This window comes from Mesorhizobium sp. M1409, from assembly GCF_040317535.1.
Taxonomy (GTDB): Bacteria; Pseudomonadota; Alphaproteobacteria; order Rhizobiales; family Rhizobiaceae; genus Mesorhizobium.
In genome coordinates this window covers 1-13207 of sequence record NZ_JAMYKV010000089.1, presented here as the reverse complement: position 1 = coordinate 13207, position 13207 = coordinate 1, and the positions used below count along the sequence as shown (strand labels likewise).

Below are 13207 nucleotides of genomic sequence, written 5' to 3'. Positions count from 1 at the left end.
ACCTCCATCGAGGTGGATGTTGAATCAGCACAAAACGCAGCCGTCACATCACAATCGATTCATCGATCACAGGACGTGCTCTAGGTGTTTAGTCCCGGCATTTGATGGATGGGATCGAGTCGGAAGCGTTCGGGCTCTTTTGCCGGCGCGCGAAATTGTGCGCTAAGATGAAGTCGGCGAGATGCCGGCGTAGTTGATCGTGATCGTCATAGTGGAAGCGCTTGACGGTCGCGTCCTTGATGGTCCGATTCATCCGCTCGACCTGGCCGTTCATCCAGGGATGGTTGATCTTTGTGAGCCGGTGCTCGATGCCATGTTCGTCGCAGATGCCGTCGAAGATGTGCTGAAGGGCATGCCGGTCGCAGGTCCGGTTGGTGAACTGAATGCCGTTATCGGTCAGAATGGTATGGATGGCATAGGGCACGGTCGCGATCAGGTTGCGAAGGAATTGGGCCACCGCCATCTTGCCCGCCGTCGGGTGCAATTCCGCATAGGCGAATTTCGACGTCCGATCGATAGCCACGAAAAGGCGCAGCTTGCCCTCGGCGGTCTGCACCTCGGCGAGGTCGATATGGAAATAGCCGAGCGGATAGGCGTTGAACTTCTTCCTGGCCGGCTTGTCAGCGTCCATCCCCGGCAGCCGCGAAATGCCATGGCGCGGCAGGCAGCGATGCAATGACGAGCGCGTCAGATGCGGGATCGAGGGCTGTGGGGCATAGAGGCAATCATGCAGCGCCAGCAGCGTGTGCTTGCGAAAGGCGACGATCATCGCTTCCTCCTTCGAGCGACAGCACTGTCGATCTTGGTTTCTTCGGGCCGGTGGGAAGATCGGTGGTCGAGGTCCGGTTCCTCCACTTTCTAACTGTCTTCTGATTGATGCCGTAGCGCTTGGCCAGCGCCCTCAGGCTCTCTTGACTATGCTGTATTGCTCGACGCACTGCCTGTGTCGTCGTGGAGCGGCCGTGTAGAACGTGTCCCATAGCGCATCCTTTGATTCGGACGGCAATGATGCGCCATTAAAGTCCGGGATCAAACAGCTAGGTCCCTTCTTCAGCGCTGGGCGAGTTGCAACGGGGAGGAGAGACTCTCTCAGATGTGCGGCGGGACGTCACGCCCCGGAGACCAGGGCAGGAATAGCCAACGCCTCATTCGCCTCGTCAAGGATGGAGAAACTGTAGCGGCCATCTGCGTCAAGGTCGACGGAGTAGCTCAGGCGGTCGAGTATATTGTTATCCTGGTCGAACGTGACGATCCGCGGCTTCAGCGAAGTGATTTCCGCTTCATCCAGGTAGATAGAGTTGCAGACAATGATCTGGTCGTCGGGCTGGCAAGTACGGGCAGCCGCTCCGTTTAGAATACAGCATCGTGAGCCGCGCTCGCCCAGAATGACATAGGTCGAAATCCGCGCACCGGAATTCTTGTTCCATATGTCCACGAACTCCATCGGGAGAATGCCGGCTGCCTCGCAGTGGTCCGGGTCGAGCGTTATCGAACCATGGTAATTGAGGTTCGCTTCGGTGACGTAGATGCCGTGCAGCTTGCCGGCGACTATTTTTCGCATTGGTCTGTTGTCCTATCCATCATGAATGACTGGTGGTCCTGCCGCCCTCGGAGCAGCCAGTTATTCGGCTAAACTCCGACGACGAGCGCCCCGCCGCTGAGTCCCGCACCTGCCGCCGCCAGGAGTATTTTCTTGCCCGGCCGAAACGGCTCCGCTTGATTGGCGAGCGACAGTGAGAGCGGGATCGTCGCGGCGGAAGAGTTGCCATATTCGGCGATCGTTTTGACGATCAGGTGATCGGCAATGCCGAGGTTTCGCCCGACCGCATCGAAAATGCGAGCATTGGCCTGATGCGGCACGAACCGGTCGACATCCTGCGGTCGCACTCCGGCAGCGGCTAGCGCGCTTGTCGAGCAATCGGTCATCATCTCGACGGCCTTTGCGAACACTTCGCGGCCGTCGGTCATCGTCATTCGGGTTTGCGCGAGGTCGAGGTTACCGTGGAACGGCTTGTTGCTTCCTCCTGCGGGAATCTGGATCAGCCCGTATCGCGAGCCGTCCGAATCCACGGAGGCACCGAGAATCCCCCGATCAGTATCCTCGCACGGACCGATCACGAGGGCGCCGGCGGCATCGGCAAACAGCACGGCGCTGGCGCGCTCAGAGGGATTGATGCGGCGGCTGAGGATATTGGCGGCGATAACAAGGCTCGCTTTGCCGTGCAGGCGGGTAAATCCGTCCGCAAACATCAGCGCATAGATGAAGCCGGCGCAGGCGCCGGTCAGATCGACAGCGCCGGCGCGGCCGAGCCCCAGCCGATGTGCGACCAGGGGCGCGCTGGGCGGCAGGAGGTGATCGGGCGTCGAGGTGGCAAGCAGCAGCAGACCGATGTCGTTGCGCGCAATGCCGGCGCTGGCCAGCGCCATGGCGCCGGCCTGCGCAGCAAGACCAGACAGCGTGTCTTCGTCCGTTGCCCAGAAGCGCGACCGGATTCCAGTACGCCGCTCGATCCAGCCGGGTTCGAGCCCGAGATCGCTCTCGATCTCGGCATTCGCCACTTTGCGCCCAGGCGCATGATGGCCAAACCCGAGAAGGCGCGACGACCTGCTCATGGCTTTGAGCCGAAGCGTTCGCCGGCCTCCTCGATGGCGTCATGGAGCCGATCGAGCTCGTCGCCGGTGATGCAATAGGGCGGCAGGAGATAAAGGACATTGCCGAGCGGGCGCACAAGCAGCCCGAGCTCGAGGAAAAATGCCCGCAGCTTAGGTCCGATCTCGGCCAGATAGCCGGCAGAGCCGGCGCGCAGGTCGAGAGCCAGGATCGTGCCGATCGCCCGGCTGTCGGTGAAGTTGGCATTATCGCGAAAGCGCCGAAGGCCGGCGGCCTGCCTCGCGCTCAGGGTGGCGATCCGCTCGGCCACTGGCTCGTCACGCCAGATCTCGACATTGGCGAGTGCTGCCGCGCAGGCAATCGGATTGGCCGTGTAGGAACTCGAGTGGAAAAACGTCTTCTTCCGGTCCTCGGAATAGTGAGCCTGGAAGATGGCATCGGTGGCGAGTGTGGCGGCCAGCGGGATGATGCCGCCGGTCAAGCCTTTCGAGGTGCACAGGATGTCGGGTGAGATGGACGCCTGCTCACAGGCGAACATGGTTCCGGTACGCCCCCAGCCGGTCATCACCTCGTCGGCGATCAGCAGCGTGCCGGAGGCCTCAGTGATCCTCTTCAATTCGGACAGAACCGAGGCCGGATACATCAGCATGCCGCCGGCGCCAAGCACGAGCGGCTCGACGATCAGCGCGGCGGCGCGCCGGTCGCGGCTGACGGCCTCGAACCGATCCAGCGTTTGCTGCTCGAGCCCGGCGGCCGGGAAGGGGATGGTGTCGACCTCGAACAGCAAAGGCTCGTAGGCGGCGTTGAACACGCCGCGGGCGCCGACGCTCATCGTGCCGATGGTATCGCCATGATAGCTGTGCTCCATGACGACGATGCGCGAGCGCGGCGCGCCGATGTTGCGGAAATAGCCGAGCGCCATCTTCAGGGCGACTTCGACGCTGGTCGAGCCGCTGTCGGAATAGAACACCCAGTCGAGTCCGGCGGGAGCGAGTCCGACAAGCGCCTTGGCCAAGCATTCGGCAGGCTCGTGCGTGAAACCTGCGAAGATGATCTGGTCGAGGCTCGAGGCGGTCGTCTCGATTGCCTTTATAATGCGGGGATGGCGGTGGCCATGCGTGACGACCCACCAGGAGGAAATGGCGTCCAGAATGCGCACGCCATTGGCTTTGTGGAGATACGCGCCTTCAGTCAGGACGATTTCAGGGATCGCCAGCTCGAGCGCGTGCTGGGTGAAGGGATGCCACACACGGGATTGCGTCATCATTCGCCTCCGGCAATCAAAGCGAGGTCGAAGCCGGCAATCATCGCTTGTCTCAGCGTTTTGTCCGTCAGCGGATCGAGGTGCGGCAGCCTGCCGAGTTGCGGCACGTCGCCGAATTCCACGATCGTCCGTTGCGTATCGGTCATCTCATCGCCGATGAAGGCGATGCCAGCCAGCGGGATAGCGCGCGCCCGCAGGGCCTCGATCGACAGCAGGGTGTGATTGATTGTTCCGAGCGCGGTGCGGGCGCACAGAATGACCGGCAACTGCCATTGCTCGAATATGTCGATGAACCTTGTCCGGCGGTTCAGCGGCACCATCAGCCCGCCGGCGCCTTCGATGACGAGCGGTGTCGGCAGGACCGGAAATGAAAGATCGGCAGCCTCGATCGAAACGTCGTCGATTTCGGCCGAACGATGCGGCGAAAGCGGGCTCTTCAAGCGGTAGGCTTCCGGCAGCACGCGCCCCGACGGCAGCCCGGCAAGTCGCGCAACCGCCTCGCTGTCGGTCTCGCCGTCGAGGCCCGATTGCACCGGCTTCCAGTAAAAACCGTCAAGCAGGCCGGCAAGCCCGGCCGAAAACACCGTCTTGCCAATTCCGGTGTCTGTTCCGGTGATGACGATGCGCTTGGTCATGTCGCCTCCGGTCATGTCTGAGCCAACACCTCGACGAGCGCCTCGACCATGGCGGAAATGTCGGCTTCGCCGATATTGAGCGTCAGTGAGATGCGCAGCCGCGACGTGCCCTCGGGCACGGTCGGCGGACGAATGCCGCGTATGTCGAAGCCGCGGGCCTGCAGGCGCGCCGCCACTGCCATGGTGCGCCTGACATCGCCGATCACCAAGGGCTGGATCTGAGAGCCACTTGGTGTAACGCCGCAGCGATCGACCAATTGGCGGCCTGCGAGGGCGACGCGTTCATGCAGCTGAAAACGCCGCATAGGCTCGTCGCCGAGCATTGCGAGCGCTTCGCGCGCCGCGACCGCCATCAGCGGCGATGGCGCGGTGGCGTAGATGAATGGCCGGCAACGGTTGATCAGATACTGGCACAGTGTCCTCGGCCCGGTCACGAGCCCACCAGATGCGCCGAGCGCCTTGCCGCAGGTGTGGAGCGCGACGATGTTGTCGCGGCCCTCGAAAGCGGCGGCCAGCCCCCGGCCGTCCGGTCCCCAGACGCCGGTCGCGTGCGCCTCGTCAATGACGATGAATGCGTTGTGCCGATCGGCAAGCGCGACCAGGCTCTCCATCGGCGCGCGGTCGCCGTCCATGCTGTACAGGCTTTCCACCACGATCCACACGCGCCCCGCGCCGCCTTCGGCGCGCCAACGCTTGATCGCGTCCTCGACAGCATCGACGTCGTTGTGCGCGGCCAGCTTAAACTCGGCACGTCCGGCCTGCGCACCCTCATGCATGCTGGCATGGGCGAGTTCGTCGAGGATCAACAGGTCGCCTTTCTGCGGCAGCGCAGTCAGCAGAGCGAAGTTGGCGATGTAGCCGCTGCCGAAGAACAGCGCGCGGTCGGCTCCAAAGAATGCCGCCGCGTCTGCCTCGGGCTGCTCGTGTTCCGGTGCATTGCCGCGCAACAGCCGCGACCCGGTGGCGCCAACTGGCGTGCCCCGCGCAATCGCCGCCGCAACCGCTTCGCCAAGTCTTTTGGAGGCGGCAAGCCCGAGATAGTCGTTCGACGAGAAGTCGAGCCCGGCGCGCGGCTTCAGCGTTCGCAGCCGGTCCTTGCGCGCCAGTCCCTGCAAGGTCGCCTCATAGCGGGCAAGCGGTGCCCCGTTCATTGCGCCTCGAGTTCCATCGGCTCGATGCCAAGGCGCCGGAACAGCAGGGTATCCTTGTCCTCACCGGGATTGTCCGCCGTCAGCAGCGTGTCGCCGACGAAGATCGAGTTGGCGCCGGCAAAAAAGCACAGCGCCTGCATCTCGTCGGTCATGGCCGTACGGCCGGCGGAGAGACGGATATGCGATTTCGGCATCATGATGCGCGCCAGCGCGATCACGCGCACGAATTCGATCGGCTCAACGGGCTTGGCGTCGGCAAGCGGGGTGCCGGCGATCGGGATCAGCATGTTGATCGGAACGCTTTGCGGATGTTCCGGCAGGTTGGCCAGCGTCACCAGCATGTCGATCCGGTCCACCGGCTCCTCGCCCATGCCGACAATACCGCCGCAGCAGACCTTGATGCCGGATTGGCGAACGTGCTTGAGCGTCTCGAGCCGGTCGGCAAAGCTCCGCGTGCTGATGAGCTCGCTGTAGTAGCGTTCCGATGTATCGATGTTGTGGTTGTAAAAGTCGAGACCAGCCTGTTTCAGACGAGCCGCCTGCTCAAGATCGAGCATGCCGAGCGTCATGCAGGTTTCCATGCCCAGCGCCTTGACGCCTTCGACCATCGCCACGACCGCATCCATGTCGCGCGCCTTGGGGTTTCGCCAGGCCGCGCCCATGCAATAGCGGGTGGCGCCGGCGTCACGCGCCTTGGTCGCCTCGGCGACGACGCGCCTGACCTCCATCAGCTTCGACGCCTTCAGGCCGGTCTCGTGATGCGCCGACTGGCTGCAATAGCCGCAATCCTCCGGGCATCCGCCCGTCTTGATGCTGAGAAGGCGGCTCAGCTGGACCTTGTTGGGATCGAAGTTCTGGCGGTGCACGGTTTGCGCGAGGAAGAGGAGATTGTTGAAGGGGGCATCGTGAAGTGCCTGAGCCTTCTCCAGGGTCCACGCTCCAAGGTCAGGGGATTGAGGCTGTGGCGATATCTGCGTTGGACTGGCTGTTTGCATGTCCATGCTGTTCCTCCGGTTCTGCCGTAAGGGGGTGTTTGCTGTGGCGACGATCGGAAAAGACATTTGACCCGATCCTGTTCGTTCCTCAGGCAATCATGAGCCCCGATAGTCGAGGCCGATATCCAGGATCGGCGCGCTGTGGGTGAGTCGGCCGACCGAAACCAGATCAACGCCGGTCGCGGCAATCGCTCGCGCTGTATCGGATGCGATCCCGCCAGAAGCCTCGGTGATAGCACGGCCGCCAACGATTGCGACGGCGCGGCGAAGATCGGCGAGGGACATGTTGTCGAGCAGGACAGCGTCCGGGGCGAGCGACAGGGCCTCTTCTGAGACTTCCTTGCGCAGCCGGTCAATCTCCTGCTGCTCCGGCTTCATTTGACCGGCAAACGCATGCTGCAGATCCGCCGACAGCTCGCGCACCCATTTGCGCAGCACATTCGCGTGGACATCGAGTTCGCGGGCAGCCTGGGCCACCGCAACGTCCCGATCCTTGATCAATACCTCACGCTTGAACTCGCGGCCCTTTGCATCCCCACTCTCCAGTTCCGTCAAACACCTTATCTCGGTGTCCACGAAACCGGCAGGAGGCCAAAGAGGATCTACAGGGTTGAGAGAAATTCTGTGCATTTTGTAGTGCTCGCATCTTACTAGGCGGCCGCTATTGCGTGCAATGCACTCCTTAAACGTCAGCGCCGAGTTCCGTTGTCGCGGGATACTCTGAAAAGTCGCCCACGACCGTCCTGTAGAACTTCGGCAAAATTCTTCGGCTCTCATGCCGCTGAGATCGGTGACTTCAAAAATATCCTTGTGGACGATTTGACGTCAGCCAAATGACATGATTGGTGAGCCAAGCTGGACCTTATCTGGTGTCACACCTAGTCCCGGCCCGGTCGGAACCTTAATTCGGCCGGCTTCGATCCGAACGGGGTTCTCGCCGTCGAAATGTCCTCGAATATAGGGCGCTGCGATCCAGGAGCCTTCAAACCTCGACGGGGCGACGGTAGCACCCACATGCACGCAGGCCGCGGCAATGATGTCGCCCCCCCAAGTATCGTCACACGTGTGCGGCAAGCTGCGGGCGTCGCAGATGTCACGGATGGTCCGGAGTGCTGAAATGCCTCCAACACGCGTCAATTTTAACCCGAAGCCGTCTACCAATCCGCCTGAAACGGCCCGCATTACGCTGTTCAAGTCTTCCGCCAACTCATCCATGTAGACAGGATGGCAAAGCTGATGCCGGATACCGGCGATCTCCTCCATCGTGTTACAAGGCTGCTCCATCACCATCGAGATGTCCCTGCAACGATGCGAGAGGAACATTGCATCCCGGCTCGTCAGGCTTCGGTTCGCGTCTGCTGCGATGCGTATTCCTGGTTTGGTCGCCTCCTTAACCTTGTGGACCGCCTCGATGTCCTCCTCAATGTCGCGCCCGCCAATTTTTAGTTGGACCCGTGCATAGCCTTCTCGTTGGCGCTCACGGGCTTCCCGCGCCATCTCATCAGGCGAGGCGGTCGTAACCGAATAGTAGGTTGGAATCGTATCGCCCGTTGCTCCACCGATAAGGTCGCAGACCCGGCGATTGTAGGCCTTGCCCGCGATGTCCCACGCTGCGATGTCGACGGCGGCCTTTGCATACCTGCTGCCATTCAGCGCTGCGTCCATCGCCCGATTCAACAGGCCTATATTCCGCGGGTCCAGCCCGATCAGGCTCGACCCGATCTCCTGAAGAGCGGCCCTTGCGCCGAGCATATGCTGCGGCTGATAGATTGGGCCGGCCGGACAGGTCTCGCCAAAACCGACAAGACCGCTATCCGTGATCAGTTCGACGACTGTGCTCTGCAGATGCGTCACTGTCGCCGACGCCAGTTTGTATTGGTGGACGGAAGGCACATCGACATTGTACACATTGATCCCGGCCAGCTTCATTTGCGCCTCCCATATCATTCTTCGTCGAATCTTAACGGGCTAGCTATGCGAGGGCAGTCGAAAAAAAGTCACGTACTGCAATACTTTTTTGCGCTTCGATTCGTTCTGCTAGCGTATAGCCCGTCGGACTTCACTAATGCCTCCATCGTGAGGTAGAATCCAGTCACCATCCGGATCAGACATCCATCGCCAGTGGCAGCGGCGGTCGGCTGCCGGGTCTCTTCATCGACAACAGCTTTTGCGCGTGTCTGACGGCTACAATCTTCCGGCGTCGCGGCTTGAGCCCCTTATATGCAGTCAGCACGGGACACTGCGAGACCTTTGGTTCGGGTCCGCTGCGTGTAAAAAACACGCTGATGATCGTCCGCGACGATTTTCATCCCGCGTCTCATCCAGTGTACGATGACCCTGCAGCCGCCCGCGGCGTCCGCGAGCAGCCATACGGTTTCGCCGGCGTGGAACATCCATCCGAAGCTCTGGCGATGTCCTCGCACAGTGTCAGGCTCTCGAAAGAACCGGGTGCTAGAACTCTCGCCCTGCTCGCCTTTGCACTGCCCAAAGTCGCAGGGGCGCGCCGACCGCCATCAATGGCTTTGGATAGAGCGTACTTGGCGATGGTTCCCTTAGAGCATCTGCAACCAATGGCTCTTCTGTCCCGACGGCCAGATCGGCAATCAACATTCCGTAAAGCGTGCCCTTAACCGTCCCGAGGCCGTTGCAGCAGCCTGCGACATAGACCCGATCCTCGATCTCGCCGAATGCCGGCGCCGAGTTTAGCGACAGGCATAGATGACCGCCCCAGCGATATTCCATTCCGGCGCCGTTCAGCATTGGGAAGCGCGCGTTGAAAGAGCGGTCGTGCTTATGCCCGATCTTCTCCACCTGACCTTCGCTCGTCGTCATCGATGGGTTGTAGGTAAAGGTGTTGCGCACGACGATGCGATCGCCGATCCTTCTGATGGTGGAGCCCATCGGGTCAGCGGGGATCAACCCCCAATGCCGTTCCCCGCCAAGAGAGGCCTGTTCACTATTTGAGAGCGGCCTTGTCATGCTGGCGTATGTGAAGATATGCAGAAGGCGTCTCTTAAAGAAGCCAAAGCTTTCCAGATGCCCGTTGACGGTCAGGATTAGTCGGGGCGCGACGATTTCCCCTTCCGGCGTTTGGACGCGATGCTCTGCACCAGTCTCAATCAGGGTCGCCGGCGAGTTTTCAAAGATTTTGACGCGTTCAGCCAGCCCGCCAGCTAGCCCTCGAATGAAACCGGCCGGTTGGGCCATTACCGTGCCCGGCGTGAAAGTGCCACCGATGAAGAAGTCGGTCCCTGTGATGCCTTTCATATCTGCTGCGTCGAGACTTCTAAAGTCCTCTGCAAGCCCCACGAGATGGCTCTCAAACTCGCGGAGCGATCGAAGACCGTGATCTGTCGCCGCTCCGTGGATCTTGCCGGCTCTGACGAAATAAGGTTCGAGCCCAAACTCTTCAGCTGCCGAGGCGGAAAATTCGATCGCGGCGCGATTCATTTGGATCTGCTTGAGGTCGTGATCCCGGCTGCCACCGTAATTTTCACCGCCCAATTCATGGGGCAGGTCAATCATGAAACCTGAGTTACGTCCTGCAGCGCCCCAGCCGACGCGCTGGGCGTCGACGACAGCAATACGGTCGTTCGGTACCAATTGTGAAAGGCGCCGCGCGGCCGCGAGGCCGGCGACGCCGGCCCCGACAATGACCCAGTCAGCCATATAGCGGCCGCGCAGCACCTGCGCCTTGGGAGGAGGCGGTAAAACAGCGTACCAACCCGATACGGGCATGTCCGCGGGCGTGCGGACAGCCTTGTGCACGCTCATAGACGTCTCTCCGTCTAATCTACCGCGCGCGAGACATTCGGGTCGGAAATGTCCGCCCAGATGGTCTTGAGCTCGGTGTACTGGTCGTGGGCGTGAAGGGACTTGTCGCGCCCACCAAAGCCTGAAAGCTTGAAGCCCCCAAATGGGGTCGTGACGTCCCCTTCGCCGTAGCAATTGATGGTCACGGTGCCAGCTCGAATGTCACGCGCCATGCGATGGGCTTTGCCAAGGTTGGCGGTGAAAATCGAGGCAGCAAGCCCATACTGCGTATCGTTGGCGACACGAACTGCCTCATCTGCGTTAGCGACCTTGATGACCGATAGCACCGGTCCAAAGATTTCCTCCCGCGCGATCGTCATTTCAGGCCTGACATCATCGAAAATGGTAGGTTCGATGAAATAGCCTTTGCCATGCTTGTAGGCCTTCCCGCCTGTCACGATCCTGGCGCCTTCCTCCCGCCCTTGCTTGATGTAGCCAGTGATGCGATCGAACTGTTCCTTTGACACGATCGCGCCAAGTCGGTTGCCAGGGTCTAGCGGGTCGCCCAATGGCCATTCCTTGAGCTTGTGAAGCATTGCTTCGACCAAGCGATCCTTGATTTTTTCGTGTGCTATCAGGCGGGAGCTGGAAGAGCAGTTCTCACCCATGTTCCAAAAAACAGCTTGCGTCACATGTTGCGCGACAACGTCGAGATTCTCTGCGTCGTCCAACACGATGCATGGATTTTTCCCGCCGCATTCAAGCACGACGCGTTTGAGGTTGGACCTGGCTGAATATTCCAGGAATTTCCGGCCGACATCGGTAGAGCCGGTGAACGCGACCATGTCGATATCCGGATGCATGCCGAGCGCTTTACCGATGACCCCACCCGGGCCGGTGACCACCTGCAAGACGCCCGACGGTATGCCCGCCTCATGCGCCAGCTCGGCAATCCGCAACGTCGACATGTTGGTCTGCCCGGCTGGCTTGACGATGACGGAGTTGCCGGTCGCAAGCGCTGGCCCGATCTTCCAGGCCAGCATCAGGATAGGGAAGTTCCACGGCAGTACGCAGGCGACCACACCGAGCGGCTGGCGCACGATCATTGACACGACGTCGTCGCCTGAAGGAGAGGTCTGGCCGTAAAGCTTGTCGGCCGCTTCCGCGTGCCATTCAAGGCAGTGCAGGGCCTCGGGGATATCTATGGTTTCGACATCGTAGATCGGCTTGCCGCTTTCGAGCGTCTCTAGGACCGCGAGCTCATGGATGTTTCGCTCCATCAGCTTGACGAGGCACCTCAGCACCCGCTTGCGCTCCCTCGGATGCGCCCGCGACCAAGCACCCGATTCAAACGCCAGCCGTGCCTTCTCGACTGCAAAGTTGACATCGGCTTCGCCGCATGAGGCGATTCTAGCGATCACCTGCCCCGTCGCGGGATTGATGGTCTCGAACGTATCGCCGGATTGTGCGGCTCGCGCCTTGCCGTCGATAACCGCATTGGTTGGCAGCGGCAGGCTCTCCGCCAGGTTCTGGTACTCATCACGCGTTAATAGCGATGACATTCTCGGAAGCCCTCTTCTGGGATTTTGCAGTGATGGACGCAATTACCGCTTTAAGAGTACGGATCGTGGTCTCGAGTTCCCGCTTCTGCTCGTCGTCGAGCGCCCGCATCGGCCGCCGCATGGGGCCGGCCGGCAGACCGGCCAGTTCGCAGCCAAACTTGATGCTCTGCACGAACTTGCCACCCTGTTCGAGAACCCGCATCAAAGGCAGCAGCGCCGACATGATCTGCCGGCCCTTCGTGAAATCTCTATCAATGACGCACGCTTCATAGAGCGCGATATGCTCAGCCGGCAGGCAATTGCCGGCGCCGCATACCCACCCCTTGGCACCCCAGGCGAAGAATTCGAGCGCCTGATCGTCCATGCCGCAGAACAGATCGATGTGCGGGTAGTCGCGAGCCAGGGCGTGCAGTTGGTTCATGCTGCCGCTGGACTCCTTTATGGCGCAGAAATTGGTGCTGCGGCCGACCCGGTCCAGGAACTCGAGGTCCATCATGGTGCCGGTCCGTCCGGGATAGTTGTAGAGCATAACAGGCAGGTTGGCGGCTTTGTCGATCGCCAGCGCATGATTGGCGAGCTCGAGCTGTGTTGGAACGGCATAGTATGGAGATCCGATGAGAATACCGTCGTACTTAAGATCTTTTGAAACCAGCGCGTATTCGATGCAGTCTTCGGTCCGGATGGCGCCGACGCCGGCGATCAGCGGCACCTTTCCCTTCACGACGGTTTTGGCAAGCTTCAGCAGCCCGACGCGCTCGTCGCGCGACTGGGCGTAGTACTCGCCGGTCGTGCCACCCACTATGATGCCATGCACGCCAGCCGCGACCAGATACTCGATCATGACGCAGAAACCGTCCCGATCGATTGTTCCGTCGGCATGAAATGGTGTGGTGACGGGCGGAATAATGCCTTTGAACGACATCTGCCTAGCTCCAATTCAGCTTAGATGCGCCTTTATAAGCGATGAAATGAAGCCAGGCAGCCGAAACAAAATCATCAGTCAGGTTACTTTTTTGCGCGCTCCGAAGGTTGAAACTCATGCTATCGCTAGCAAAGCTCAGGCCGTTCCAGGGATTGCAATGGAATTATGAGCTTCAATATTCAAAGATAGCCACGGAGGAATCGATGGATCGCACCACGCCTGAGACCATTAAATATGAGCATCTCTTGTATGAAGTGGATGCGGAGCACGTCTGTTGGTTGACGCTGAACCGGCCGGATAAAGCTAACGCCATG

The 13207-nt window shown here is 60.6% G+C and carries 11 protein-coding genes and 1 pseudogene; all 12 read right to left on the bottom strand.

Annotation, left to right across the window (positions count from 1 at the left end):
• Window positions 1-80 precede the first annotated feature (80 nt).
• The 12 genes and pseudogenes from NKG99_RS34060 to NKG99_RS34005 all read right to left on the bottom strand — a co-directional run bounded on the left by NKG99_RS34060 (window position 81) and on the right by NKG99_RS34005 (window position 12893).
• A pseudogene (locus tag NKG99_RS34060) lies at window positions 81-980 on the bottom strand (IS481 family transposase).
• 128 nt (window positions 981-1108) lie between these two features.
• Window positions 1109-1561 carry an aspartate 1-decarboxylase gene (gene panD / locus NKG99_RS34055; RefSeq protein ID WP_352826340.1) on the bottom strand — a complete coding sequence of 151 codons (453 nt, stop codon included), beginning with the start codon at window positions 1559-1561 and terminating at the stop codon, window positions 1109-1111.
• 68 nt (window positions 1562-1629) lie between these two features.
• Window positions 1630-2613 carry a 3-oxopimeloyl-[acyl-carrier-protein] synthase BioZ gene (bioZ, locus tag NKG99_RS34050; protein WP_352873761.1) on the bottom strand — a complete coding sequence of 328 codons (984 nt, stop codon included), beginning with the start codon at window positions 2611-2613 and terminating at the stop codon, window positions 1630-1632.
• Entirely contained in the window at window positions 2610-3875 is a 1266-nt protein-coding gene (locus NKG99_RS34045; protein ID WP_352873766.1) for an adenosylmethionine--8-amino-7-oxononanoate transaminase, read from the bottom strand. Before NKG99_RS34045 ends, bioZ begins: the two co-directional genes overlap by 4 nt.
• On the bottom strand, window positions 3875-4510 hold the full coding sequence (bioD, locus tag NKG99_RS34040) for a dethiobiotin synthase (RefSeq protein WP_023679599.1): 636 nt from the start codon (window positions 4508-4510) through the stop codon (window positions 3875-3877). Before bioD ends, NKG99_RS34045 begins: the two co-directional genes overlap by 1 nt.
• 11 nt (window positions 4511-4521) lie before the next feature.
• Window positions 4522-5661 (bottom strand): 8-amino-7-oxononanoate synthase, encoded by a 1140-nt coding sequence (locus NKG99_RS34035; protein WP_352873759.1) that lies wholly within the window; start codon window positions 5659-5661, stop codon window positions 4522-4524.
• Window positions 5658-6656, bottom strand: coding sequence for a biotin synthase BioB (gene bioB, locus NKG99_RS34030; RefSeq protein WP_352873765.1), 999 nt, complete (start codon window positions 6654-6656; stop codon window positions 5658-5660). Before bioB ends, NKG99_RS34035 begins: the two co-directional genes overlap by 4 nt.
• A gap of 96 nt (window positions 6657-6752) precedes the next feature.
• Window positions 6753-7202, bottom strand: a complete 450-nt coding sequence (locus NKG99_RS34025) for a transposase (RefSeq protein WP_352873763.1) — start codon at window positions 7200-7202, stop codon at window positions 6753-6755.
• Window positions 7203-7481: 279 nt separating this feature from the next.
• Window positions 7482-8585 carry a mandelate racemase/muconate lactonizing enzyme family protein gene (locus tag NKG99_RS34020; RefSeq protein ID WP_352826247.1) on the bottom strand — a complete coding sequence of 368 codons (1104 nt, stop codon included), beginning with the start codon at window positions 8583-8585 and terminating at the stop codon, window positions 7482-7484.
• 522 nt (window positions 8586-9107) lie between these two features.
• A complete protein-coding gene (locus NKG99_RS34015) occupies window positions 9108-10430 on the bottom strand; it encodes an NAD(P)/FAD-dependent oxidoreductase (RefSeq protein ID WP_352873757.1) in 1323 nt (440 codons plus the stop codon).
• 14 nt (window positions 10431-10444) lie between these two features.
• Complete coding sequence (locus NKG99_RS34010) at window positions 10445-11971, bottom strand: aldehyde dehydrogenase (RefSeq protein ID WP_352873755.1); 1527 nt, start codon at window positions 11969-11971, stop codon at window positions 10445-10447.
• Complete coding sequence (locus NKG99_RS34005; protein ID WP_352826244.1) at window positions 11949-12893, bottom strand: dihydrodipicolinate synthase family protein; 945 nt, start codon at window positions 12891-12893, stop codon at window positions 11949-11951. The genes NKG99_RS34010 and NKG99_RS34005 overlap by 23 nt, the downstream gene beginning before the upstream one ends.
• Between the last annotated feature and the right edge of the window lie 314 nt (window positions 12894-13207).